26 protein-coding genes and 1 tRNA gene are annotated in these 24,838 nt (G+C 60.8%); 8 read left to right on the forward strand and 19 right to left on the reverse strand.

Annotated elements, in window-relative coordinates:
* The 3 genes from ASG35_RS25510 to ASG35_RS25520 are packed head-to-tail and all read left to right on the forward strand — an operon-like array spanning window position 1 to window position 3,217.
* Window positions 1–2,142 carry an FUSC family protein gene (locus tag ASG35_RS25510; protein WP_056364243.1) on the forward strand — a complete coding sequence of 714 codons (2,142 nt, stop codon included), beginning with the start codon at window positions 1–3 and terminating at the stop codon, window positions 2,140–2,142.
* A complete protein-coding gene (locus tag ASG35_RS25515) occupies window positions 2,132–2,332 on the forward strand; it encodes a DUF1656 domain-containing protein (RefSeq protein ID WP_056364246.1) in 201 nt (66 codons plus the stop codon). Before ASG35_RS25510 ends, ASG35_RS25515 begins: the two co-directional genes overlap by 11 nt.
* A gap of 21 nt (window positions 2,333–2,353) precedes the next feature.
* Entirely contained in the window at window positions 2,354–3,217 is an 864-nt protein-coding gene (locus ASG35_RS25520; RefSeq protein WP_056364651.1) for an efflux RND transporter periplasmic adaptor subunit, read from the forward strand.
* Window positions 3,218–3,223: 6 nt separating this feature from the next.
* Here the strand turns inward: ASG35_RS25520 and astE are convergent, their stop codons facing one another.
* The 10 genes from astE to ASG35_RS25570 all read right to left on the reverse strand — a co-directional run bounded on the left by astE (window position 3,224) and on the right by ASG35_RS25570 (window position 13,824).
* Window positions 3,224–4,228 carry a succinylglutamate desuccinylase gene (gene astE, locus ASG35_RS25525; RefSeq protein WP_056364247.1) on the reverse strand — a complete coding sequence of 335 codons (1,005 nt, stop codon included), beginning with the start codon at window positions 4,226–4,228 and terminating at the stop codon, window positions 3,224–3,226.
* Window positions 4,229–4,235: 7 nt separating this feature from the next.
* Window positions 4,236–5,579, reverse strand: coding sequence for an N-succinylarginine dihydrolase (gene astB / locus ASG35_RS25530; RefSeq protein ID WP_056364249.1), 1,344 nt, complete (start codon window positions 5,577–5,579; stop codon window positions 4,236–4,238).
* Between the two features lie 9 nt (window positions 5,580–5,588).
* The gene (gene astD, locus ASG35_RS25535; protein WP_056364251.1) at window positions 5,589–7,064 is read right to left on the reverse strand and encodes a succinylglutamate-semialdehyde dehydrogenase; all 1,476 of its coding nucleotides are present in this window, start codon (window positions 7,062–7,064) and stop codon (window positions 5,589–5,591) included.
* 10 nt (window positions 7,065–7,074) lie between these two features.
* Window positions 7,075–8,112 carry an arginine N-succinyltransferase gene (astA, locus tag ASG35_RS25540; RefSeq protein WP_056364253.1) on the reverse strand — a complete coding sequence of 346 codons (1,038 nt, stop codon included), beginning with the start codon at window positions 8,110–8,112 and terminating at the stop codon, window positions 7,075–7,077.
* Window positions 8,109–9,164, reverse strand: a complete 1,056-nt coding sequence (gene aruF, locus ASG35_RS25545; RefSeq protein WP_056364653.1) for an arginine/ornithine succinyltransferase subunit alpha — start codon at window positions 9,162–9,164, stop codon at window positions 8,109–8,111. The genes astA and aruF overlap by 4 nt, the downstream gene beginning before the upstream one ends.
* Window positions 9,165–9,208: 44 nt before the next feature.
* On the reverse strand, window positions 9,209–10,420 hold the full coding sequence (locus tag ASG35_RS25550; protein WP_056364255.1) for an aspartate aminotransferase family protein: 1,212 nt from the start codon (window positions 10,418–10,420) through the stop codon (window positions 9,209–9,211).
* A 115-nt stretch (window positions 10,421–10,535) separates the two neighbouring features.
* Window positions 10,536–11,453 (reverse strand): GlxA family transcriptional regulator, encoded by a 918-nt coding sequence (locus tag ASG35_RS25555; RefSeq protein ID WP_082508606.1) that lies wholly within the window; start codon window positions 11,451–11,453, stop codon window positions 10,536–10,538.
* A gap of 64 nt (window positions 11,454–11,517) precedes the next feature.
* Window positions 11,518–12,333, reverse strand: coding sequence for an ABC transporter ATP-binding protein (locus ASG35_RS25560; RefSeq protein WP_056364257.1), 816 nt, complete (start codon window positions 12,331–12,333; stop codon window positions 11,518–11,520).
* 138 nt (window positions 12,334–12,471) lie between these two features.
* Window positions 12,472–12,897 carry a hypothetical protein gene (locus ASG35_RS25565; RefSeq protein ID WP_056364259.1) on the reverse strand — a complete coding sequence of 142 codons (426 nt, stop codon included), beginning with the start codon at window positions 12,895–12,897 and terminating at the stop codon, window positions 12,472–12,474.
* A gap of 36 nt (window positions 12,898–12,933) precedes the next feature.
* Complete coding sequence (locus ASG35_RS25570; RefSeq protein ID WP_327019665.1) at window positions 12,934–13,824, reverse strand: EAL domain-containing protein; 891 nt, start codon at window positions 13,822–13,824, stop codon at window positions 12,934–12,936.
* A 429-nt stretch (window positions 13,825–14,253) separates the two neighbouring features.
* On the opposite strand from ASG35_RS25570, the gene ASG35_RS25575 reads away from it, so the two are divergent.
* From ASG35_RS25575 to rpsU, 4 genes are all read left to right on the forward strand, one after another.
* The gene (locus ASG35_RS25575) at window positions 14,254–14,799 is read left to right on the forward strand and encodes a GNAT family N-acetyltransferase (RefSeq protein WP_056364260.1); all 546 of its coding nucleotides are present in this window, start codon (window positions 14,254–14,256) and stop codon (window positions 14,797–14,799) included.
* Window positions 14,800–14,866: 67 nt separating this feature from the next.
* Window positions 14,867–15,460, forward strand: a complete 594-nt coding sequence (locus tag ASG35_RS25580; protein ID WP_056364657.1) for an IMPACT family protein — start codon at window positions 14,867–14,869, stop codon at window positions 15,458–15,460.
* Between the two features lie 74 nt (window positions 15,461–15,534).
* A complete protein-coding gene (locus tag ASG35_RS25585; protein WP_235527723.1) occupies window positions 15,535–15,801 on the forward strand; it encodes a 2Fe-2S iron-sulfur cluster-binding protein in 267 nt (88 codons plus the stop codon).
* Between the two features lie 188 nt (window positions 15,802–15,989).
* A complete protein-coding gene (rpsU, locus tag ASG35_RS25590) occupies window positions 15,990–16,202 on the forward strand; it encodes a 30S ribosomal protein S21 (RefSeq protein ID WP_006999077.1) in 213 nt (70 codons plus the stop codon).
* A 306-nt stretch (window positions 16,203–16,508) separates the two neighbouring features.
* On the opposite strand, the gene ASG35_RS25595 is transcribed toward rpsU, so the two are convergent.
* A tRNA-Met gene (locus tag ASG35_RS25595) sits at window positions 16,509–16,585 on the reverse strand.
* A gap of 95 nt (window positions 16,586–16,680) precedes the next feature.
* Entirely contained in the window at window positions 16,681–18,195 is a 1,515-nt protein-coding gene (locus ASG35_RS25600) for a peptide MFS transporter (RefSeq protein ID WP_056364264.1), read from the reverse strand.
* Window positions 18,196–18,520: 325 nt separating this feature from the next.
* Between ASG35_RS25600 and ASG35_RS25605 the strand changes: the two genes are divergently transcribed.
* A complete protein-coding gene (locus tag ASG35_RS25605; protein ID WP_056364266.1) occupies window positions 18,521–19,252 on the forward strand; it encodes an SDR family oxidoreductase in 732 nt (243 codons plus the stop codon).
* Here the strand turns inward: ASG35_RS25605 and ASG35_RS25610 are convergent.
* The 7 genes from ASG35_RS25610 to ccmD are packed head-to-tail and all read right to left on the reverse strand — an operon-like array spanning window position 19,192 to window position 24,822.
* Window positions 19,192–19,914 (reverse strand): ribonuclease HI family protein, encoded by a 723-nt coding sequence (locus ASG35_RS25610; RefSeq protein WP_082508608.1) that lies wholly within the window; start codon window positions 19,912–19,914, stop codon window positions 19,192–19,194. The genes ASG35_RS25605 and ASG35_RS25610 overlap by 61 nt on opposite strands.
* Window positions 19,915–19,964: 50 nt before the next feature.
* Window positions 19,965–21,140: a c-type cytochrome biogenesis protein CcmI gene (gene ccmI / locus ASG35_RS25615; RefSeq protein WP_056364267.1), complete on the reverse strand. Its 1,176-nt coding sequence runs from the start codon at window positions 21,138–21,140 to the stop codon at window positions 19,965–19,967.
* Window positions 21,137–21,601: a cytochrome c-type biogenesis protein gene (locus ASG35_RS25620; RefSeq protein ID WP_056364270.1), complete on the reverse strand. Its 465-nt coding sequence runs from the start codon at window positions 21,599–21,601 to the stop codon at window positions 21,137–21,139. Before ASG35_RS25620 ends, ccmI begins: the two co-directional genes overlap by 4 nt.
* Complete coding sequence (locus tag ASG35_RS25625; protein ID WP_056364271.1) at window positions 21,594–22,133, reverse strand: DsbE family thiol:disulfide interchange protein; 540 nt, start codon at window positions 22,131–22,133, stop codon at window positions 21,594–21,596. The genes ASG35_RS25620 and ASG35_RS25625 overlap by 8 nt, the downstream gene beginning before the upstream one ends.
* The gene (locus ASG35_RS25630; protein WP_056364273.1) at window positions 22,134–24,188 is read right to left on the reverse strand and encodes a heme lyase CcmF/NrfE family subunit; all 2,055 of its coding nucleotides are present in this window, start codon (window positions 24,186–24,188) and stop codon (window positions 22,134–22,136) included. It abuts the gene before it with no gap.
* Complete coding sequence (gene ccmE, locus ASG35_RS25635) at window positions 24,185–24,646, reverse strand: cytochrome c maturation protein CcmE (RefSeq protein WP_056364276.1); 462 nt, start codon at window positions 24,644–24,646, stop codon at window positions 24,185–24,187. The genes ASG35_RS25630 and ccmE overlap by 4 nt, the downstream gene beginning before the upstream one ends.
* Window positions 24,643–24,822: a heme exporter protein CcmD gene (ccmD, locus tag ASG35_RS25640; RefSeq protein ID WP_056364279.1), complete on the reverse strand. Its 180-nt coding sequence runs from the start codon at window positions 24,820–24,822 to the stop codon at window positions 24,643–24,645. The genes ccmE and ccmD overlap by 4 nt, the downstream gene beginning before the upstream one ends.
* Between the last annotated feature and the right edge of the window lie 16 nt (window positions 24,823–24,838).

A 24,838-nucleotide genomic window follows, 5' to 3' on the forward strand; every position in this document is an offset into this window, starting at 1 on the left:
ATGTCGACGCCCGCCTCCACATTCAAGCCGCTGCATCCGCTTCTCGCCGATTGGGCGCGCACGGATGGCGTTGCGTGGCTCTTCGTCTTCAAGGCCGTGTTCGCCGCGCTGCTCACGCTCTGGATCGCGATGCGGCTCGACTTGCCGCAACCACGCACCGCGATGACCACGGTCTTCGTCGTGATGCAGCCGCAAAGCGGCATGGTGCTCGCCAAGAGTTTTTATCGGTTTTGCGGGACGCTCGTCGGCTTGATCGTGATGCTTATATTGATCAGCCTGTTCTCTCAACAACCGGTGATGTTCTTATCGGCGACGGCACTTTGGGTCGGGATCTGCACAGCGGGCGCGGCGCGTAACCGCAACTTTCGCTCGTATGGATTCGTGTTGTCGGGCTATACGGCGGCGCTCATCGGCGTGCCGGCTGCGCAGCACGCGGACGCCGCTTTCATCACGGCCATGACCCGCGTTGCCGAAGTATCGCTCGGCATTGTCTGCGCGGGGGCGGTGAGCGCACTCGTGTTTCCGCGTCATGCGAGCGAACAGGTTCGTGCGACGGTCCGGCGCCGTTTCATCGAGTTCGTGGATTACATCTCGAAGGCGCTCGGCGGGAATATTGAACGAGCGCAAATAGAGCGTATCAACGCGGCGTTCGTGGCGGATATCGTCGGCCTTGAAGCGCAGCGCAGCGTCGCCGTGTTCGAAGATCCCGATAGCCGCATGCGCAGCGGCCGCGTCGCGCGGCTGAACGCGGAATTCATGAGCGTCTCAACGCGGCTTCATGCGCTGCATCAGTTGATGAATCGTCTGCGCGTGGAAGGCGCGACGCTGACGGTCGAAGCGCTCGAGCCGTACTTCCGGGAAGTCTCGCCGTTGCTGACCGCGAAGGGCGACCCGGTGAAAAACGCCGCCGATGCCGTCCACGCCGCCGCGCAACTCGATACCTTCAAAGCATCGTTGCCCAAACGGATCCGGGCCGCGCGATTGACGCTCGATCCAGCGGCGAACGGCCTCGAATTCGATACCGCCGCCGAGCTGCTATATCGATTCGTCGATGACCTGCATGCGTACGCGCAAACCTACGCGTCGCTTGCCGTTCCGTCACATGCGCGCGAGCAGCGCGTCCCGCGCTACGTGCCGAAGACCAGCATGCTGGCAGCGAGCGTGTCCGGCGTGCGGGCATTTATCGTCATCCTGATACTCAGCGGTTTCTGGATCCTGTCCGCGTGGCCAAGCGGCGGCACCGCCGTGCTCGATGCCGCCGCCGTGGTCGCGCTGGCATCGTCGTCGCCGAGGCCCACGCAGATGGCTTTTCAGATGGCCGGCGGCACGACGCTCGCCGCTGTTGCGGGAATGATTGTGGTCTTTGCGTTGTACCCGCTCATGGATGGCTTCATGTTGCTGTCGGCGGCGCTCGTGCCGTTCCTGATGCTCGGCGCATTTTTGACCACGCGCCGCGGCATGATGGGTTATGGCTTGGGCTATTGCATTTTCTTCTGCTTCCTCGCCGGTCCCGATAACGTCATTCAGTACGACCCATCGGGGTTCATCAACGACGCCATTGCGCTCGTCATCTCCATGCTGGTTTGCGCTGTCGCGTTCGCTGTATTGCTGCCGACCAACGCGCCATGGTTGCGCCGGTTGCTGCTGCGCGAATTGCGATTGCAAGTCGTTACCGCAAGCAAGGCGCGTTTGAATGGCCTCGCGACGCGCTTTGAAAGCGGTGCGCGCGATCTGCTTTCCCAGCTCGATGCCCTCGCCGCCGGCAACGAAGCATTGCAGCGCGATGCATTGCGTTGGCTTTTCGCGGTGCTTGAAGCAGGTCACGCGGTGATCGATTTGCGAACTGAAATCAAGGACACCGGCAACGAGCACATGAAAATCAACGAAGCGATAAACCAGCTCGCGAGTCTCTTCGATCACCCATCGTCGTCACGTTTTCAGAAGGCGTTATCGGCGACATCGATTGCAATAGACGATCTCCGTGCGCTGCTCGAATCCGAAACCAAAATCGACCCGCGCGATGAACGTCACCGCTTGCAACGCATGCTGAGCCAGCTCCATTTCATCCGAACCGCGCTGCTCGATCCCGAATCGCCGATGGCATCGCTAAACAGCGGCGAAGGAGCCCTAAATGCCGCGTGATATCGCGATCCTCGATGCCTATGTGCCCGCCATTTTGCTGTTGTTCATCGCGGGCGGAATGGCGACGTGGATCATCGACCGGGTGCTTGCGTTGACGGGTTTGTATCGTGTCGTGTGGCATCCGTCGCTATTTCGCGCGTGCCTGCTCGTGTGCGTGTGCGGACTACTTGGACTTTCGGTGTACCGATAATTGAAGGACTGGAACAGCATCATGATCATCAGGAAAATTTTCGGCATCGTCATGACGGCGCTTATTTTCGGCGCGGCAATATTGATCGGGCGTACGCTCTGGGTGCATTACATGGACCAGCCGTGGACGCGCGATGGCCGCGTGCGCGCCGACGTGATCAACGTGGCGCCCGACGTCTCCGGCGCAGTCGTAGAGATGCCCGTCATTGATAACCAGTTCGTCCACAAGGGCGACCTGTTGATGCAAATCGATCCCGCGCATTACCGGATTGCCGTTGAACAGGCGAAGGCGAACGTAGCCGCGCGCAACGCTGATTTGCGCATGCGCCGCGACGACGCCGCGCGCCGTGCCGATATGGACAACGAGGTGGTATCGAAGGAATCGCGCGACAACGCCACGCAAGCTGCGTCAGGCGCGGCTGCGAATCTGCAGCAGGCTCAGGCCGCGCTCGATGCCGCCGAGCTCAACCTCGAACGCACCAAGGTCATCGCGCCCGTCGACGGCTACGTGACCAACCTGAACACGCATCGCGGCGACTATGCAACGGCGGGCGCGGCGAAGCTCGCCATTGTCGATAGCCATTCGTTCTGGGTCTATGGATACTTCGAGGAAACGAAACTGCCGCATGTTCGCGTCGGCGATAAAGCCGAGATGCAGCTAATGAGCGGTGGCGTTTTGAAGGGTCACGTGCAAAGCATTTCGCGCGGCATCTACGACCGGGACAATCCTGAAAGCCGCGAACTCCTCGCCGATGTGAATCCCACTTTCAACTGGGTCCGGCTGGCGCAACGCGTGCCCGTGCGCATTCGTATCGACGAAGTGCCGGACGGCCTGATACTCGCCGCCGGAACCACATGCACGGTGACCGTCACGCCGTCGATCTGAGCGCGCTCAAGTCAACGTTTTATACGTGTCTTCGGTTGTATCGATAACCATCAGCCCCGCGCGCAATCCCGGCTTCACGGTCGGATTCGGGAACACGATGCGTTCTTCGTCACGCGTGACTTCATAGCGGTAATCGCCGTCTTCAGCCAGCACCGTGCCGCGCTCAAACGGCGTGAAGTTTGCGACGTCGCCGGCAACGTGCAGCTTGAGCGCCTCGCTTTGTTTGGTGATCTGGCCAATCACGGTGAAGACTTTCAACGTGTCGCCCGACTTCGCCAACGGCGGTTCGGCCGCGATCAAGCGGCGCAACGCTGCATCGGATGCGGCGAACCGCGTCAAATCGTTGTGCCCGAACGGACGAACTTTTCCAAGTTCAAGCGTGCAAGCCAGCGCCCCATATTGTTCCGCCGTGAAATGCGTGAACGTGTTCGACTTTTCCTTGTGCAAAAGCACCGCCGATAACCCTGCGTCCTGCAACCAGTCGAACATCGCCCGCGACAACGGCTCGCCCGTATAAGGCAGCAGCGCAAACTGCTCGAACACTGACGGACGAATGGCCGTGTGCATATCGATGTGCCACTTTGCGTGCGTGGAATCGGCCTCCGCAAAGAAATCGCGCGTCACGTTTTCCAGCTCGGCCGCGCGTGGCGACTCGTGACTCGCCGCGAGCGTCAGGTGACGGCCATTGAACAAACGGTTCAGATCGTCATCGCGATAACGGCACGACGCACGCATTGCATCGATATTGCCGAAGATCACCAGCAAGCGGCTTTTCAACGGCGCCTTTGCGCTTGCGATGTCCGCCACGAGCGCGGAAAGGATTTCGATGGGCGCGGTTTCGTCGCCATGAATTCCCGCCGATGCCACCACGCTTTGTTGTACGTCATGGCCAGGCTCGAAGCGCACGATGCCATCGCCGAGCCACGTCCACTTCACGCCGTTGGGCAACGTGCCTTCGGTCAGCGCAGGCTTTTTTCCATCGATGACGAAGTCGAGAAAGTTCGTGAACATGGTGGTCTCAGCGCTGGAAATCGTAAATTGTACCCAGCTTGAGAATACCCGTCAGCGCATCGAGGGCCGCGCGCGATTCATCGAGCAGCTTTGGATCGGCGAGATCCGCCGGCGCAACACGATCGCGATAATGCGTGTCGATCCATGCGTCGAGTTGCGCGAAGAGCGTGTCGTTCATCCATACGCCAGGATTCACGGCCGCGCGTTCTGCGTCGTTCAGCACGACACGTAGACGCAAGCACGCCGGGCCGCCGCCATTTTTCATGCTTTCGCGGAGGTCGAAAACGAGCACGTCGTCAATCGATGTATGCCGCTCGCCCAACGAATCCAGATACTTTGCGACGCGCGCGTTCTCGCGGCATTCCTGCGGCACGACGAGGACTTGCCGGCCGTCGGGACGCGTGAGCAACTGGCTGTTGAACAGATATGACGATACGGCGTCGGCCACGCTGACTTCGTCTTCCGGCACTTCGATTGCAGTGAACGTGCTGCCGTGCGCCTCGAGTTTTATGCGAAGTTGATCGTAGACATTCGCCTGATCGAGGAACGCGCGCTGATGGCAGAACAGCGTGTTGCGGTTGCCGACTGCAATCACGTCGTTGTGGAACACGCCGGCATCGATCACGTCGGGGAGCTGTTGAGCGAACACGGTGGCGTTATCGGAGAGACCATGCAGGCGTGCGACCGCGCGGCTGGCTTCGAGTGTTTGACGGGCGGGATAACGCTTCGGTTCGGCTGCGCCCTGACCATATTCGCTGCGGCCATAGACGAAAAACTCGACGCCTTTCTCACCATATTCGCGGCAAAAACGCGTGTGATTCGCCGCGCCTTCGTCGCCCAAAGCGGGCGTGCCGGGTAGCGCGTGGTGAATCTTGAAGCGTTGTTCGTCGGAGAAGATCGATGCCAGCGAACGGCGCGTTTCTTCATGCTCGATCGCACGATGCAACTTCGTCGAAAGATTCGCCGGCGTGAAGTGCACGCGGCCATCGTTCGTATCCGCCGACGGGCTGACGGTCGCGGCGTTCGCGGTCCACATTGCAGACGCCGAACTCGCCGCTGCCAGCAACTCGGGCGCTTCACGCGATGCACGTTCGATGACTTCAGCCTCCGTGCCCGTGAAGCCCAAGTTGCGCAACAACTTCAGCGACGGCCGTTCAAGCGGCGGCAACACGCCTTGATAAAAACCAATGTCGGCAAGACGCTTCATTTTGCGAAGCCCCTGCTTTGCAGCCGCCTTCGGATTCGCCGCCGATTTCTCGTTGTTGCGCGACGCGACATTGCCGAACGACAACCCCGCGTAATTGTGCGTCGGGCCGACCAGCCCGTCGAAATTCGCTTCGAATGCTTGCATCGTGGATCCTCAAAACTGAAGGCCGGGCGAAACGCTCGCGGGCATGAGCAACTGGGTGCTTTCAACGGACGCCATCGGGTACGAGCAATAATCCGCCGCGTAAAACGCGCTCGGTCGCTGATTGCCGGACCTGCCGATACCGCCGAACGGCGCCGCCGATGACGCGCCGTTCGTCGGCCGGTTCCAGTTCACAATGCCCGCGCGAATGGCGTGCTGGAAATGCGTCCACGTGGCTGCGTCGTCGGCGAGAAGACCCGCGGATAAACCGTACGCGGTATCGTTCGCGCGTTCTATCGCCTGATCGAAAGTGGCGTAACGCGTGAGCTGCAGCATCGGGCCGAAATGTTCCTCGTCGGGCACGTTCTGCGCATTCGTCACGTCGATGATCGCCGGCGTGACGAAGCCAAGTTCCTTCGATTGCTGCGTCATTTCGAGCAACGGCTTGCCGCCCGCTTCAACCAATTGCTTCTGCGCCTGCACGAGCTTCGACGCCGCGCGTGCCGAGATCACCGCGCCCAAGAATGGCTGCGGATCGGCGTCGAAAGCGCCAGTCTTGATCTTCGATGTCACATCGATCAGGCGTTGCGTGAAGCGTTGCCCGAAAGCGTTATCGGGCACGAACAAGCGTCGCGCGCACGTGCAACGCTGTCCGGCGGAGAGATACGCCGACTGGATCGTGTGATGGACGGCGGCGTCGATGTCCTCGACTTCGGCCACGACCAGCGGGTTATTGCCGCCCATCTCAAGCGCCAGCACGATCTCGGGACGCCCGCCAAATTGCCGATGCAATAACGTTCCGGTATCCGAACTACCAGTGAAGAACAGACCATCGATCTGCCGATGATTGGCGAGCGCAATACCCGTGTCTTTCTCACCTTGAACAAGATTCAGCACGCCCGAAGGCAAGCCAGCCTGCGCCCATAAATCGACGGTAATGGCGGCCACGGCCGGCGCGAATTCCGATGGCTTGAACACAACCGTATTGCCTGCGATCAACGCCGGCACGATATGTCCGTTCGGCAAATGCCCCGGGAAGTTGTAAGGCCCGAAAACCGCCACGACGCCATGCGGCCGATGCCGCAACACGGCGACGCCATCGGCCATATCCTGCCGTTTCTCGCCGGTACGCTCGTGATACGACTTGACCGAGATATCGACTTTGGCAGCCATGGTCGCGACTTCCGTGCGCGCTTCCCACAAGGGTTTGCCCGTTTCATGACCAATGGTATGCGCCAGCGTTTCCTTGTTCTCGTTCAGCAACTCAGCGAAGCGGCGCGTGATCGCGATACGTTCGTCGAGCGTCGAAGCGGACCAAGAAGCAAACGCTCGCCGTGCAGAAAGCACCGCGCGATCGACATCGTGCGCCGATGCACTCGCCCCTTCCCAAACCACTTCGCCATTGCCCGGATTACGCGATGCAAACGGCGCACCGCCGCCATCACTCCAGGTGCCATCGATAAACAATCGAGTCGAAATCGTAGTCATGTTCCTGTCCTTAACTTGCGTTTTTCGGGCGCGGTTGGGATGCCAAGACGCGCACCGTATCGCCTGCTTTCACGCGCAGCGCCGCGGCTTCGTCTTCGCTCAGCAAGAACGCTCCGTCTTCCGGAATGCCGAACGTCGCGCCGCAACGGAAGTCATCGAGCGACGTATTTGATACAAGGCTTCGCGCCTCACCGTCTTCATGACGCTCGCCGATATGCACCGTCGCCAGCACGCTTTCGCGCACCGTGCGCAGGTCCGCCGTATGGCATTCGAGCACCGGTCCGGCGTCGAAGATATCGACGTGATTTTCGTAGCGCAGCCCTTCCGTTTCGAGCATCTTGCGCGCGGGCATGGTGTCGCGGTGCGTCAGGCCAACCGCCGCCTGCGCGTCTTCGGGTAACATCGCGAGATAGACGGGATAACGCGGCATCAGCTCGGCCAAAAACGACTTCTTGCCGTGCGAGCTCAGGTAATCCGCCGCGTTGAAATCGATCTGGTAGAAATGCGAGCCGACCGCTTGCCAGAATGGCGAGACGCCGTTTTCATCGAAGTGACCGCGCAGTTCGGCGCACAAACGCTCAGGAAAACGCTCGCGGAATTGCGCGATGAACATGAAGCGCGAGCGCGACAACAATCCACCGACGCCTGCTGTTCTGTATCGCGGGCTCAGGAACAGCGAACAGACTTCGGCGTAACCGGTCAGGTCGTGCGAGATGTTGAGCAGCGACATCTTGGTCCAGACGCCGAGATCACGGCTTGCATGAACGACCGTTGAGACCCGGTAGTTATAAAACGGTTGCTCGAGTCCCACTTCCGTTTCAATGCCGCATACGCCCGCGATATCGCCGGTCGCCGTGTCTTCCATTGCAAACAGATAGCCGGCCTCGTAAGGCGCGGCTTCATTGGCGAGCGTACGGCGTGCACGCTCCACGCGCGCGGTCAGTGCATCGCGATCCGGCTTGAAGGTGGTGAGTCCCGGTCCCGTTTCGTGCGCGAGCGCGACCAGCGCATCGACATCTCCAGGCTGCACGCAGCGGACAACGATCATTGCAACTCTCCCGAAGCTTGGTGAAGCGGCACGCAGCGCACCGTATCGGATTCTTTTACGCTGAGCGTTTCGCGCAGTTCGGCGGAAAGCGGCGCACCGCTCGCACGCGATGACGGCAGGCTGGCGAGCGCGCACCGAAACGCATGCGCGCCGCCGGCGGCAACCAGATACGGCTTGCCTGAAGCCACTGCGTTATCCGGACAATCGCTTACCGTGCGCACTTCGTTCGCCAGCACCGACGCGCTGCGTTCAACCGCAACGGTCAGGACAGGACCTGCATCGAAGATATCGACGAAACGATCGGGCTCGAAACCTTCTTCAAGATGAATGTCATACGCGAGCAACGCGCCGTCGTCGGGCTCGCCCAGCACGCGCTGCGCTTCGGGCGGCAACAACGGCACATAAAGCGGATAACTCGGCATCACTTCCGCGATAAACGTGCGGCTGCGTCCGCCCGATTCGAGTTCGACCTGCTCGAAATCACGGCCGAAAAATTTGCGCCCGACGGCTTCCCAGAACGGCGATACACCCGCGTCGTCTGTGACGCCGAGCATCAGCGAGAAGACGTCGTCGGAGAAACGCTTGCGGTTCGCGGCCACGTACATCATGCGGGCGCGCGAGAGCAGATGCGCGGCGGCATCGTGCGTTGATTCGCGTATTGCCGGGTCGATATAAAACCCTGTCAGGCGGCTCTTGCCCGTGAGTTCGTGCGACATGGTGAGCGCATGGATCTTGCGGTTCACCTTGAGTTCGCGCGATGCGTGGATCAGCGCGTCGTTGCGAAACGCGTAGAACGGTTCCGAATATCCCGCCGATGCCACGATGCTCGACGTTCCAAGCAACGTCCCCGTCGTTGTGTCTTCGAGCACGAAAAGATAAAACTCTTCGCCGGGAAAATCGACATCGGCGCGAAACGAATCTTCTGAAAGCGCAACCCGCGTCTCCAGGACGCGCCGGTCGCGCGGCAACGAATGCAGCACGGGATGCGCGGCATGCGCCATGCGTTCGAGAGCGTCGAGGTCGGCAAGCGTTGCGGGGCGGACGATGAGCATCGGCGATTCCGTTGAGTTGAAAGAAGCCGAGGAAAAGCGCACGTTCACTGCGCCACGTCGGCGATAGCTTTTTCGATGCGGGCAAAACCTTCGTCGAGATCGGCCATCGGCATGATCAGCGAAGGCGCAAAACGCAGCACGTTCGGTCCCGCGATCAGCATGATCACGCCATGTTTCGCCGCTGCGGTCAGCACGTCTTTTGCGCGATCCTTGTAGGCATCGGCGAGTTCCGCGCCAATCAGAAGACCCTTGCCGCGGATTTCCTTGAACACTGAAAAACGTTCATCGATACGCCTCAGATGCGCCTTGATCGCGTCGCTGCGTTGCTGCACGCCTTCGAGCAGGGACGGATTGCTGATCAGTTCGACCACCTTGTCCGCGATAGCCGCGCCCAGCGGATTGCCGCCGTACGTAGTGCCATGCACGCCGACCTTGAAATGCGCGGCAATCTTCGTCGTGGTGAGCATTGCACCGATCGGAAAACCATTGCCGAGCGCCTTCGCGGTGGTCAGGATGTCCGGCGTCACGCCATAGCCCATGTACGCGTAAAAGGTGCCGGTCCGGCCCACGCCCGTTTGTACCTCATCAAAAATCAGCAGTGCGCCATGTTGATCGCAGGCGTCGCGAAGGCCTTGCAGGAACGCGGGGTCCGCAGGCAACACGCCGCCTTCGCCCTGGACCGGTTCGACGATCACCGCGCACGTTTGCGGACCAATTGCGGCGCGCGCCGCCGCAAGATCGTTATACGGAAGATGCGTGATGCCTTGCGGCGTCGGACCGAAACCTTCGGCGTACTTCGGCTGCCCGCCAACGCTGACCGTAAAAAGCGTGCGGCCGTGGAACGATTGCGTGAACGAGATGATTTCGACTTTCTGCGGACCGCTGTTGTCGATAGCGAAACGGCGCGCGAGTTTCAGCGCGGCTTCGTTCGCTTCCGCTCCGGAATTCGCGAAGAAGGCACGATCGGCAAAGGTGAGATCCGTGAGACGGGTCGCAAGCCTGAGAACGGGCTCGTTGGTATAACCGTTGCCGATGTGCCAAAGCTTCTGGCCTTGATCGTGGAGAACCTTGAGCAGTTCGGGATGCGCGTGACCCAGCGCCGTCACCGCGATACCGCCAGCAAAATCGATGTAATCGCGCCCTTGTGTGTCCCAGACGCGCGAACCGAGTCCGCGATCGGGCACGAAATTGGCCGGGGAGAACAGAGGCACCATTACTTCATCGAAGGTACCGCGTGTCACGTTGAGGTCAGTCATGAATCGCTCCTTGGGCGGGATCTGCTTAAAGGACAGGTCAGCGAATCGTAGCCCGCAGCGGCGCGCGCGTCTTGCGTGAACGCGACACGTTTTTCATGGACACATCAGCGTCAGGTCAGCGTGAGTTCCGCTCGATCCAGTTGCGTCGTTCCTCGCGCGGCGTCACGCCGAATCTTTCGCGATACGCATTGGAAAAATGCGCCGCCGACGCAAATCCGCAAGCCAGGCTGATCTGCACGACCGACTGGCTGCTTCGCTGCAATTGCGTGCGTGCCTTGACGAGCCGGAGATTGAGGTAATACTTCGCCGGCATTGCGCCGAGATATTGCTTGAAGAGCCGCTCCAGCTGGCGACGCGAAATGCCGACGAGCGCCGCGATTTCATCGCTGGCGAGCGGCTCTTCTATATTTGCTTCCATCAGTTGCAGCGCATCGTTCAGACGCGGATGACGCTCGCCCGGCGCGGTCACGTATGGAATCCGCTGGCGTTCATCGCCGGAACGCAGCGCATTCATGCCGAGCGCGTCTGCAATGCGCTCCGCGAGATCGCGATTGGTTTGCCGCGCGATCATCGCAAGCATGAAATCGGCGGTGGGCTGGCCGCCGCAACACGTGGCGCGGTCGCGATCGGCTTCGAAGATCTGCTGCGAAACAATGCAGCTTTCGAACTGTTCCGTGAATTGCTGCGCCATGTCCCAATTCACGGCTGCACGATAACCATCGAGCAATCCTGCCAGCGCGAGCCACCACACGCCATGATGAATCCCGCTGATCAGCGGCGTGTTTGACGCCACGCGAGCCAGCGCCTGAAGAAACGCGCGTTGCCCGCCGAGTGGCTGAAAACCTTCGCTGAGCACGATCAGCCAGTCGCATTCAATTTCCGCGCTGAATGCAGCCTGCGCTTTCAGGAACGCGCTGCTGCCTAAGAAAACATCGCGGCCATCGTGCGATACGACCTGCCACTCATACAACGCATTGCCATCGATTTCGTTCGCGAGCCGCAACGTGTCGATGACCGGCCCGGCGCCGCTCATCGAACACGGGGCGATCACCTCGATGACCACCCGCAACGGTCGCGGCCCAGCGCCAGCCAGCACGTTACTTCAGGCTGCCGGACAGGAATTGGCGCAGCCGTTCGCTGTTCGGCCGGCTCAGGACCTCGGCGGGCGCGCCCTCTTCCTCGGTGCGTCCCTGATGCAGAAACATCACATGATTCGATACATTGCGCGCAAAGCCCATTTCATGCGTGACGACGATCATGGTGCGGCCTTCTTCAGCCAGCTTTTGCATCACCTTCAGCACTTCGCCAACGAGTTCCGGATCGAGGGCCGACGTGGGTTCGTCGAAGAGCATCACGTCCGGATGCATGGCGAGCGCGCGCGCAATCGCCACGCGCTGCTGCTGGCCGCCCGACAAATGCGACGGATATTGCTTCTCGACCTTCGGAGCAAGCCCGACTTTCTCGAGACATTCGCGCGCCCGTTCGCTCGCCTCTTTCTTCGATAATCCCAGCACATGCATGGGCGCTTCCATGACGTTTTCAATCGATGTCATGTGCGCCCACAAGTTGAAATGCTGGAACACCATCGCGAGCTTGGTGCGCACGCGCTGAAGCTGTTTGTGATCGGCGACTTCGAGATTGCCGCGATTATCGGTTTTCGTGCGCACCGGTTCTCCGTCGACGATGATGTCGCCCGCATTCGGCCGTTCGAGAAAATTGATGCATCGCAGGAAGGTACTTTTGCCTGAACCGCTCGACCCGATAATGCTGATCACGTCGCCGGCATTGGCGGCGAGGGAAACACCCTTGAGTACTTCGTTGTCGCCGAAACGCTTGTGGATGTCGCGCGCGACGAGTTTGACCGCGGCGTTTTTCGCGGCGGCCGATGCTGCGGTTTGTGCGGATGTGTCCAACGCATTCTCCCCGGAGGATGAGTCTGAAGGGTCCGATCGATTCGATCATGGCTGCGGATTCTACCGAAACCGGCCATTGCACCGGCATTGGGGCAAACGCCCTCGCCTTTCGCATGGCCGCAATGCGCCGACGATTCGTCAGTCTTTTTCAGGCTCGGCAGGAAGTACGGCGCGCACCTGGCTCGCCACGCGGCCGTTTGCGAGTGCAATGTCCGGGCTGGTTTGCAACATCGGCAAATAGTGAACGTCGAAGGCGGCGTTGCGGTCCTTGGCTCCGAACATCGATGTCACCGCTTGCGCCATGTCGATGCGTGCGTCGGGCGTGGCTTCCGAATCGTCGATGACATCGTCGAGCGCCGCGATCAGCGTCGAGAGCGGCCCGAGCCATTTGAAAGCGCTGCCGTTGATGACGATCTGCAAAAATTCGCCCGGCGATACCGCGCCGAACTCGGCTTCGTGTCGGGCGCGCAATTCATCGAGAAGACTGCGGTGCAGCGCCAGCAGCGGATGGCGTACATCCTTGAGGAAAGCGGACGCAACGGCGTCGGTCATTCTGGCGGTCATGGGCGGGTTCCGAAATATAAGTTCGATGCCCGAAGCCTACACCGTCACGGGTGTGCGCCCTGCATAGCGAATAAATTCCGGCGCAGAAAGCGGTTCCGAGAAAAGCCATCCCTGCCCGAATTGCGCGCCGCGTGCGTGCAGGTAACACGCCTGCTCCTCGCGCTCGATACCCTCGGCCACGACCTGCACGCCGAGCGTCTGCGCCATGTCCACGATATGCGACGCCACGCTGCTGGACGCTGCGTCCTGACCGACGGTATCGACGAACGACTTGTCGATCTTCAGCGCATCGACCTGGAAATTCTGCAAGTGCGAAAGACTGGAATACCCCGTTCCGAAGTCATCGATATAAACCGGATGCCCGGCGTCGCGAAACGCCTGGATGACTTCCTTTGCGGCATCGGCGTCGAGGAAACAGCGCTCGGTGGCCTCGATCCGGATCTGTCGCGGCGAAATGCCTGCTTCTGCAAGCGCCGGAGTCAGGCGGTCGAGAAAGCGCCGCGTGACGAGATCGGGCGCGCTCAGGTTGATCGACACATACATCTCGCGATACCGCTGCAAGAACTCGCCGAGCTCGAACAGGATGGTGTCGAACACCTGGTCCGTGATCGCCTGGATCAGCCCGCGATTTTCGGCCAGCGGAATGAAATGATCGGGACGCACGATACGGTTGTTCTGCTTCCATCGGACCAGTGCTTCAGCGCCAATGCACTGCCGCGTGTCGAGATCGACAATCGGCTGATACGCGACAATAAACTGATGCCGGCGCACGGCGTCGCTGAGCTGCCCGAGCGGTGAGAGGCGCCGGACCATCAGCAGGCCGAGCCAGGCGGAAACAGCGAGTCCGCCCGCGAGTCCCGCGAACAGCCAGTTCCAGGGAAGAGCGCGCGAACGGGCAGTACCGGCGATATTGAAGGTGTTCGTCATGCGTGAGTCTTCCTGTCCGTCATGCCTTGTGTGCCTCTTGTGGTTTTCGACGCAAGTCACGCCGCGTGCTTCTGATTGGCTTTGCCGGAAGAAACAGTGTGGTTCAATGTTCACGGGCGCGGCATGCTGGTCTTAGCCAGTGCTCGTGTAGTGCTCGTGTCGTGCTCATGTAGCGTTCATGTAGCGCTTATGTGGCGCGACCGCGCGCACGCAAGCGACCCAGTGTAGCGGTCGCGGATGCATCGCTTCAATGCTTCTGCAGCGACGAAATGTGCCCTTTGGTGGGCTGCCGCACGCCGGTCTAGTACTTTTACGACGCATGTGCGCAGGCGTCTGGCGAATGGCGGATATGGCCGGGACTCGTGAGAAAATCGGGCAAGCCGTGAACATTCCCACTACTTCGCCACGCCCGACTCAAGGAGGCAATCAATGGCACTGGACGATGCCCACGCGTTCACTATCCGCGACGCAACCGCAGCCGACTTCGACGCAATCACGCGCATCTATGCGCATTACGTATTGCACGCGCTTGCCACGTTCGAGGAAACGCCGCCCGATGCACATGAAATGCGCGCGCGGCATGCGTCCATCACGAACGCGGGCTTGCCTTACCTGGTGGCGCAACAACAGGGCGAAGTGGTCGGTTATACGTATGCGACGGCGTATCGGCCGCGCTCGGCGTACCGGCATACCATCGAGGATTCGGTTTATATCGCCGATGGTCACGGTGGACGTGGGCTTGGTCTCGCGCTCCTGTCCGCCCTGATCGAACGATGCGAAGCCGGCCCATGGCGGCAGATGGTCGCCGTGATCGGCAACAGCGGCAACGCGGGATCGATCGCGCTGCACACGCGGCTTGGCTTCGAACATGTCGGCGTCCTGCGCAAGGCGGGCTACAAACACGGCCAATGGGTCGATACCGTGCTCATGCAACGTCCGCTCGGCGAAGACAAACCGTTGCTGCCACCGAGATAAAGTATGGATCCGCTGTCCTGTTCCACACGGCGTCGCCCGTAATCGCATTTTCCCGTCTGAGTTGCATTTGCCCACGTACACCCTTGCCGCCGCTGTCACGGCTGAAATCGATATCCGCAAGAGCCGTTTCATCGCGCTGGTCTTGCCGGTCGCCGATCGCGCCGCCGCGATGCTCGAACTCGATTCGCTGCGCGCCCAACATCCCGCCGCCACGCACGTTTGCTGGGCATTGCTGGCGGGCGGTGAATCGGGCATGTCCGACGACGGCGAACCCTCCGGCACCGCTGGCCGGCCGATTCTCGAAGTGTTGCGCCACCATGAGGTGGACGGCGTGCTGGCGGCCGTCGTGCGCTACTACGGCGGCATCAAGCTCGGCGCGGGCGGACTCGTGCGCGCGTACACGGACGCCATCGCGACCGCCATGCAGCTTGCCGAGCGCATTGAACGTGTGGCGCTCGGGCTGCTCGAAGTGGAAGTGGATTACGCCGATGAAGCCCGCGTTCGGCGATGGGTCGAGCAAGAAGGCCACGCGCTCGCCGAGCCTGGATACGGCATGACGGTAAGCCTTTCCATTCAGATGCCGCTCGCCGTCCGCGATGCTGCAGCCGATGCAATCCGCGACTTGACGCACGGGCGCGCGGTCATCGTGAAAACACCGTAAAAGTCGCCATGCTCCCGCAAACATTCACGATCACTTTGCTGCCGTCGAATCGCAGCTTCCCAGCGGCGGGCGAGATGACCATTCTTGAAGCTGCGGCCTCCGCCGGCTTGCGGTTGTCCAGTTCGTGTCGAAATGGGACCTGCCGGGCGTGCTTATGCCAGCTGAAAGACGGCGATGTCCACTACAGGATTGAATGGCCGGGTTTGAGCGCTGAAGAAAAAGCTCAAGGCTGGATTCTTCCGTGCGTGGCGATGCCGCTCGCGAATATAAAAATTCATGCCGATTTCCAGCCGATTCCTCTTGCGGCGGATGCAAAACCTGGCCGTGGCCGAGGGTTTTGAGACGGCTGACCGGAGCCTTGCGATTGCCCGGGTAATCCGGGATTGTTGTCTTTTATCAATGACCTACGATGTTCTTCCCGGCCACTGCGAAGCACGCCATTGTTGAGCCGCCTGCAATGAAGGCATCAAAAAGTGTACAATTGCATTTCGTTTAATTTTCTGGCAGGGCCAGAACAACTGAGAACTCAATGACTAAAGTATTGTTGAAAGAGAACGAGCCTTTCGACGTCGCCATGCGCCGTTTTCGTCGCACCGTCGAACGTACCGGCCTGATTCAGGAACTGAAGTCGCGTATGGCTTATGAAAAGCCGACCACTGAGCGCAAGCGCAAGAAAGCTGCTGCCGTTGCTCGTCTGCGCAAGCAAATCCGTCGCGCCCAGTTGCCGAAGAAATTCTATTGAAGTAGTTGTATGGCTCACGGGCCATCCGAACTACGCGTTGCCCTGATGCAATCCGCTCGGGCACACGCCTGGTGACAAATCAAGTTGCCCCATAAGTCGCGCATTCGCAGGTTGCGGTTATCGCCTGCATCGACCGCCGCGCAAACCAGAATTTGGAAGCCTGCACAATGTGATCATCGTGTGGGCTTTTGGCGTTTGTTCGGCGTTTTGTTAGCCATGTGCGTGACGCGGAAAAAGCGTGGATCTTAGCTAACAGCCGTAAACGCATAAAGCCCGGATAGACCGGGCTTTATGCGTTTGAATCTTTGGTTGCGGGGGTAGGATTTGAACCTACGACCTTCGGGTTATGAGCCCGACGAGCTGCCAGACTGCTCCACCCCGCGAAAAAGATTATAGCGGGATGGGCATGCGCGGTCAAACCTAATCGACGAATATTGCAACTCGATGAAGCCGCGTTGAATCTATCGTGTCGATCCCACTATGGCGCCGGATAGGCATCGACACCATTACGCGTGGCATCGAGGCATCGGCGATGTTCTTTCGACAAGCGCTTCAGCAGCGGCAACAACACGACCGCGACCGCCGCCCCTCCCGCTGCAACCCAGCCCAGACCGAAGAACAGCGACGTGTAAAGCGGCAACGATTGCAGTGGACCGAGATCGCCCGATGGCATGCGCGCCAGGTTGGCGACCACGCTGCCGAGATACTGCGACACGCCAGTTGCGACGTAATACGCGCCCATCATGAAACCGCTCATGCGCACGGGTACGTAGTGCGCGATCATCGCGAGGCCGAGACCCGAGACCAGCAATTCGCCGAGCGAATACAGCCCGTAGCCGCCGACCATGAACCATGACGACACGCGGCCATCGACTGCATAACGGCCACTGAATGCGAATACGAAGAAGCCCAGTGCCACGACAACGAACCCGAGCGCGTACTTTGCGGCGATCGGCAGATCGATGCCCTTGTTTGCGAGGCGCGTGTAACCGATCGCGAGGAACGGGCTCAGCAACATGATCCAGATTGGATTGAGCGCCTGGAATTGCGCCGCGCTCCACGAGAACAGCTTCACGTTGAACAGCGTGAACGACGGATCCACGTTGCGAAGCGCGAATAAAGTCAATGAAGTCGACATCTGCTGATAGAAGATGAAGAACAAAATGACTTGCAGCGTCAGGATCAACGCGGCGAGCAAACCCGCGCGTTCACTGCGATCGCATTTCATCAGCATCCAGCCGAAGATGACAAGAATGGCGGCACCCGCCGCGTACACACAAACCGCCGCGACCTGTTCGTTCTGGAGCACGAACACGGTCGCCACGCCAAGCGCTACGGCACCCGCCACGACGGCGGCGAAGTGGCGCCATTGCATGGGTTTGTCGTCGGGAGCGGAACCAATGCGCGCCACCGTGTTGCGCATGATCGCGAAATTGATCAGGCCAAGCACCATGCCCGCGAAACATACGGCAAACGCGACATGCCAGCCCCAATGGTCCTTGATCCAGGGTGTGGCGAGCATCGAGATGGTCGAGCCGATATTCACCGACATGTAGTAGATGGTGAACGCGCTGTCGAGCCGCGCGTCGTCGCCTTCGTAAATGCGCCGCACGAGGTTCGCCGCGTTCGCCTTGAACAGGCCGTTTCCCACCACGATCACGCCGAGCGCCGCATACATATAACCGAGCGATTCGAACGGGATTGCGAGCATCAAATAGCCCGAGGCCAGCACGCACGCGCCGAAGATCATCGTGCGCCGTGCACCGAGGATCTTGTCGCCGATCCAGCCGCCAATTGCCGGCGCCGAGAACACCAGCGCGGTGAATGCGCCCCAGGTGAGGTTGGCATGTTCATCGGTGAAACCAAGCTTGTCGATCATGAACAGGACGAGCAACGCGGCCATGCCGTAATAGCCGAAACGCTCCCACATCTCGATCAGGAAAACGGTCGTAAACGAGCGCGTCTGCGACGAGCCGGACGAGTGTGAAGTCATGGGAAATCTCGATTAAGGTTTGACACCGCGATGTGCGAACTGAAAACTCAAAGACATTTTTCAACCAGACTCGATAACGCAGGAGTCCGACATATAAGGAGCGGCGATTATCCCAGCGCGATCGGTAAATGTGTCGCAAAGCCTTGCACATACAGCGTTCAACTTTTTGAGACGGCGTCGAAAATGCAAATCGATTGATCGTCGTCAATATGTCGCGCTATTAGGAAGCTTCGTTGCACCATCTTGCGAAACGGCACGTGCGATGTGGACGTTTAAAACTCGTGATAACTTTCCCGTTCGACTTCATTCAACGGACCGCAATCACATGAACACCATCAAGGCGATTCTCACCGGTCATACGCGCGGTCTTGGGGCGGCGCTCGCCAGTAATTTGATCGCGCGCGGCATTGCCGTGCTCGGGATTTCGCGCAGTCGCAGCGGTGTGCGCGCGTCGGATTTATTGCAGGAAGTGGAACTCGATCTCGCTGATACATCCGCGCTCGAAACATGGATCGCAACGGGCGCATTGACGCAGTTCGTGGAGGGCGCGCATACCGTATTGCTGATCAACAACGCGGGCATGTTGCAGCCGGTCGGTCCTTTGGAAGGCCAGGATGTGGGCGCGATCGGCCGGTCCGTCAGTTTGAACGTGGCGGCGCCATTGATGTTATCGGCGGCGGTAGCGGCAACGGGCGCAAGCGTTTTGGATCGCCGGATCGTGCATATTTCAAGCGGCGCCGCGCGCAATGCATACCCCGGCTGGAGCATCTATTGCGCGACGAAAGCCGCGCTGGATCATCACGCACGCGCTGTTGCGCTGGATGACAATCGTGCGTTGCGCATTGGCAGCGTGGCACCGGGGGTTATCGATACAGACATGCAAGCCGAGATCCGCAATACGGGTCTGGATGCGTTTCCGCTGCGCGAAAAATTCGATGAACTCAAGCGCAGCGGCCAGCTTTCCACGCCCGCCGATGCCGCGCGAAAAGTGCTCGATTATGCGTTGAGCGATGCGTTCGGAGAAACGCCCGTGACGGACGTACGTGAGTTGGCGTGATCTTCGCGGATGGCGCTTTGTGATAGCGCATCGGCGGCTGTGTTGCGGTGGCGTGGGATCCACTGAAAACGCACATCGGCGAGTTGCGCGATCAACTCGCGCGCTCGCGTTGCATACGCAATGAGCGCGGGCGCGCTGCTGGCGGTATCGCGTAAAACGTCTTCTATGACAATCTGACTGTCGCCGTGAATCACCAGTATCCGAGGCGCAGGCCGCTGCGATAACGCCGCTTCCAGCACCGCGACCAGCGCCAGATATTCCGCCTTGCAACTATCGCCATGACCGGCGATCGCGCTGATTTTCATGATCTCGCCGTCGGGACTTTCCAGCAATCCGCCAATGCCGATCTTCCCCGGATTCGGATGCGCGGAGCCATCGAACCATGCGTGCCACGTGACGGTATCGCGACTGATTGTTTTCAGGTTGCGTGCAGCGCGGACGGCCGCACGGTCTTCCCGGCGGCGCTGCGCGGCTCGAAGCGCCGTCGCCTGTTCCAGACGCCGCGCCTCGACCAGTTCAGCAAGCGACGCGGCACCCGCTGACTTCTCGAGCGTCTGCGTCAACGCGGCGTGCTCGGAAAGCGCCGTGAGCTTCGTCAACCGGCGGCTGATCGCGCGCTCGCGTTTGTAGGCAATCTGGAACAACTCGTCGAACTCGAACATATCGGAGAGAAAAGTGGCCGAACGCCGAGCTTAACAATTTTTTCACTCACCTATCCCGGCGCGGCCGCGATCACGAGCGCAGCGTGCCGGTTTTCGCCTGCAGTGACATTCGTTTGAGCCGACAGATTCCCGCCCGGCGCTGCCGTGACCACGCGCGCCTCCACGCTGACTTGCGGAAAGGCCGAAAGCGTATCGGCGAGATTGAGAGCGAACGAGTCATCGAGTACGACCGTGACCGGCAATTCACTCGCCGATAAATGCCGCTCGGCCAGCAATGTCCCGGCCCCGCCGAGCGCATGCGCGCTCAGGATCACGGTGGCATCGGGCGCTGTGTGCGCGCCGTCGGCGAACTGCAGCGATACCGTGACCGCGCTCATGCTCAGCGCCTGATCGATATTCTTCTGCGCCTGGACCGCGATGGGCGACGTGGCATCGAGCGTGGCGATCAAACGCCGCCAATAGCCGATCGCGGATGCCAGGCGCCGCGCCTCGAATGCCGCCGATGCAGCTAGCGCCAGCGCCTTCGGATTCGCCGGTTCGATGGCCAGCGCCGCTGCGATTTCCTCTGAAGGCCGGCCATCGAGATGGCCATCGTTCGCGCTTGCGAGCGTATCGGCGAAATCGGCGCGCATCTGGGCGTCGGCGGGATTGAGTGCGACTGCACGCGCGTAGGCCGCTGCTGCGTCCGCCGGGCGCTCGAGCACCGCGTACGAGCGCGCGAGCGTGGCCCAATTCGCGGCATCGCCGGGATCGGGGACGCGGCTTTTCAAACGAAACGCAAGGCGCGACACCATCATTTCCACCGAAGCCGAACCCATGTCATGCGATGCGCCGAGCGAGTCGTCCAGGCCGAGCGCCGCGGGCTGTCCAAGCGTGAGATACAGCGCGCACGCAGCGGCCGGAAACAGCGCGATCAGAAGCGCGGCGCTGGCTGCGCGCGTAGCCGCGCCGTGTGGCGGCGCCGGCGCGGTCGGCCCGACCAACGTCACGGTGTCTGCGAGAACGCGCTGTTCCAGCTCGCTGCGCAACGTTGCGTGCTGATCGTCTGATAGGTTGCCCGCGAGCCGGTCGCGGTCGGCATCGGCGAGTTCCTGACGATACAGCGCCACATTCGGCGCGCGGATCTTGTGTGTATGAGTGGCGTCGTCGCGCTGCATCAGCGGCACGACCGCGCACAAAATTGCCGCGATGAGCATGGCGGCCGCGACGATCCAGAAAGTGATCATGAGCGGCTGCCCAGGAGACGCCTCGCGCGTCTGCGCTCGAGGTCCGTGAGCCCGGGCGGCGGCGTTCTCCGGCGACGCAACACCACGCTAACAAGCGCGGCAAACGCAAGCACGAGCAAAACAAATGGTCCGATCCAGAGCGCCCAGGTCAGCGTCTTGAACGGCGGATCGTAAAGTACGAAGTCGCCGTATCGCGTCACCATGTAATCGCGTATTTGCGCATCGGTCGCGCCCTGCTCCACCTGATGATGGATGACCGCGCGAAGGTCCGCCGCGAGATCGGCGGTCGAGTCCGCAATGGTTTCGTTCTGGCAGACGAGACATCGGAAATTCGATTCCAGCCGGGTTATCCGCGTTTTGACTTCGGGGTTCGCGCTCTTGTTAGGCGCGACCTCGACCGCGAGCGCACGAGTCTGCGCGAAGCAACCAAGGAGGAACAACAAGCAGGCGAGCTTATTCATCGCTGCCCTCGTTTTGCAGCTCTCGGACCAGTGGCAGAACTTGTGTATCGAGCGCGGTTTGAGTGAGCGGCCCCGAACGCTTGAAGCGGATCACGCCCTGCCGGTCGATCACGAAGGTCTCCGGCACGCCGTACACGCCATAGTCGATGCCGGTTTGCCCCGCACGATCGACCATCGATGCAATATACGGATTGCCCGCTTGCCGCAGCCATTGCCGCGCCGCTTCCGGCTCGTCCTTGTAATTGAGCCCGTAGATGGGCACGACGTTCTTGCTCGCAAGCGAGACCAGCAGGGAATGTTCGTCGCGGCAGGATTCGCACCACGACGCCCAGACGTTCATGATCCACACTTGCCCGCGCAACGCGCCGGGAGAAAGATTTCTGCCGGGATTGTCCAGGCGAGGAAGGTCGAACTGAGGCGCGTTCTTGCCGATAAACGCCGACGGCAAACGTCGCGGATCGTTTGACAACGATGCCGCCAGCACCGCGCTCAAACTCGCGAAAAAAATCAGCGGCAGCAAAAAGCGTTTCATCTAGCGCGTCTCCTTTGCGTGCGCCGTTGCAATGGCGGATTGAGCCTGAAGCCGGCTGCGAGCGGTGAATGCGGAGGCAGCGGAGGCAGCGGACGCACCGGACGCCTCGCGCCGCGCTTTCACAGCAAGCCGATACCGCCGGTCACTCGCCGCCAACAAGCCGCCAAATGCCATCAGAAGGCACCCTCCCCAGATCCAGTTCACAAACGGCTTCACTTGTACGCGCAAGGTCCACGCGGTCGGGCTGTCGGCAGCGGCATCGCCGAGTGCGACGTACAGATCGCGCAACAGCGCACGGTCGACGGCGGCTTCGGTCATCGTGGTTTTCTGCACAACAAAGTAGCGTTTTTCCGGATGCATCACGGCGATCACGGCGCCATCGCGACTCGCCACGACCGTCGCGCGCAATGCCCGATAGTTAGGACCGTTGACTTCCTTGGTGCCATCGAAGCGGAACGTATAACCGCCGGCGCTGACTGACTGGCCGACGTCGAGCCTTCCATCGCCGGAACTTTCGTAGCCTTTGACGAGCGTCACGCCCGCGATAAAAACGCCGACGCCCAAATGCGCGGCGCACATGCCGTAGAAGCCGTGCGGCACATGAAAAAATCGCATGAGAAACGCGCCGCGCTGCTCGGCGATACGCACCACGAGCGCGGTCAGTGTCGAGGTCGCGCACCACACGGCAAGTCCGATCCCCAACGCAACCAGCGGCCTCCACCCGCCGGCAAGCAACGGCACAGCGACCGCCGAAGCCACGCTGACCAGCGCCGCCCAGCAAAGGCGCATGGCGATATCCGGCAGCCGCGCGGACTTCCATCGGGCGATCGGTCCTATGCCCATCAGGAAAATGGCGGGCGTTATGAGCGGCACGAACACGGCATCGAAATACGGCGCGCCGACGGAGATCTTGCCGAGCCCGAGCACATCGAGCGCAAGCGGGTACAACGTGCCGAGCAGAACGGAAGCCGCGGCGACCATCAACACCACGTTATTCGATAACAGCAACGACTCGCGCGATACCAGCGCGAAACCGGCGCCCAGACCGATCTTTGGCGCGCGCCACGCAAACAGCATCAGCGCGCCGCCGGTCACTATCGAGAGGAATACGAGAATGAAGAGGCCGCGCGTGGGATCGGTGGCGAACGCATGAACCGACGTAATCACGCCCGAGCGCACGAGGAACGTGCCGAGCAAACTCAGCGAAAACGCGCAGATGGCGAGCAGCACGGTCCACGCGCGAAAGCTGCCGCGTTTGTCGGTGACGGCGAGCGAATGCATCAGCGCCGTGCCGACGAGCCACGGCATGAACGACGCGTTCTCCACCGGGTCCCAGAACCACCAGCCGCCCCAACCGAGTTCGTAATACGCCCAGCCGCTGCCGAGCATGATGCCGAGCGTGAGAAAGGTCCACGCGGCCGTGGTCCATGGTCGGGACCAGCGTGCCCAGGTGGCATCGAGCTGACCGGATAACAGCGCCGACACCGCGAACGAGAACGCCACGGCAAAACCCACGTAACCCATGTAGAGGATCGGCGGATGCGAAACCATGCCGGGGTCTTGCAACAAAGGGTTGAGATCGCGGCCGTCCATCGCAGGAGGCAAAAGGCGGTTGAACGGATTCGACGTCCACAGCATGAAGGCGAGAAAACCCGTGTTGATCCAGCTCATGACGCCGAGCACGCGCGCGACCATCGGCATGGGAAGCTGTTTGCTGAAGATGGAGACCGCGGTCATCCAGAACGTCAGCAGCAAGGTCCAGAGCAACAGCGAGCCTTCGTGTCCGCCCCAGACGGCGGCGAAACGGTATGCAAGCGGCAGCATGGAATTGGAATTCGACGCCACGTAGGCAACCGAAAAATCGTCGTTGATAAACGATACCGCCAGGCACGCGAACGCCATCGCGACGAACGCGGTTTGTCCGCGTGCGAGCGGCCATGCGCTGCGCATCCAGCCGCGAATGCCGCACGCCGCGCCAATCAGCGGCAGCACGCCGCAGGTCACGGCGAGCAGCAACGCAACGATCAACGCGAACTGGCCGAGCTCGGGGATCATCGGATCGGTCCTGTCTTGTCGGATATTTTCACGGTGGGCCGGGCGCGCTTGAGCGCATCGGCGGCTTCGGGCGGCATGTAGTTTTCATCGTGCTTGGCGAGAACCTGATCCGCCACGAAAACACCCTCCGCCGACACATGCCCTTGTGCGACCACGCCCTTTCCCTCGCGAAAAAGATCCGGCAGGACGCCACGATAAACAACAGGGATTTCGCGAGCGGTATCGGTGATCATGAAACGCACGGTCAGCCCGTTTGCATCGCGCTGGACCGAACCGTGCTCGACGAGTCCGCCTACTCGCAGCCGCGCCGGATGCACCATGCCGTCAGCCGCAAGCTGGCTCGGCGTGACAAAAAACATCACGTTGGAATTGAACGCGTTGAGCACCAGCGCCGCCGCGCCGCCGAGCGTCACCAGCCCGGCGGCGACACCGCACGCACGTCGCGTGCGCCCCTTCACGGTCTCTCCGTCAGCGTGCTCGTGCGGGTGCGTGGCTGGATCAGCCGCTCGCGCCGCCGATACTTCCTGCCCGCATTGACCGTGATCGCGATTTCGATTGCCAGCACGACAAACGTAATGTCGAAGGCGACCCACAGATACCAGAGGTCACCATTTGCACCGTTCAGGAGGTTCATAGCCGTACGCCTTTTA

This window comes from Burkholderia sp. Leaf177 (genome assembly GCF_001424345.1).
Taxonomy (GTDB): domain Bacteria; phylum Pseudomonadota; class Gammaproteobacteria; order Burkholderiales; family Burkholderiaceae; genus Caballeronia.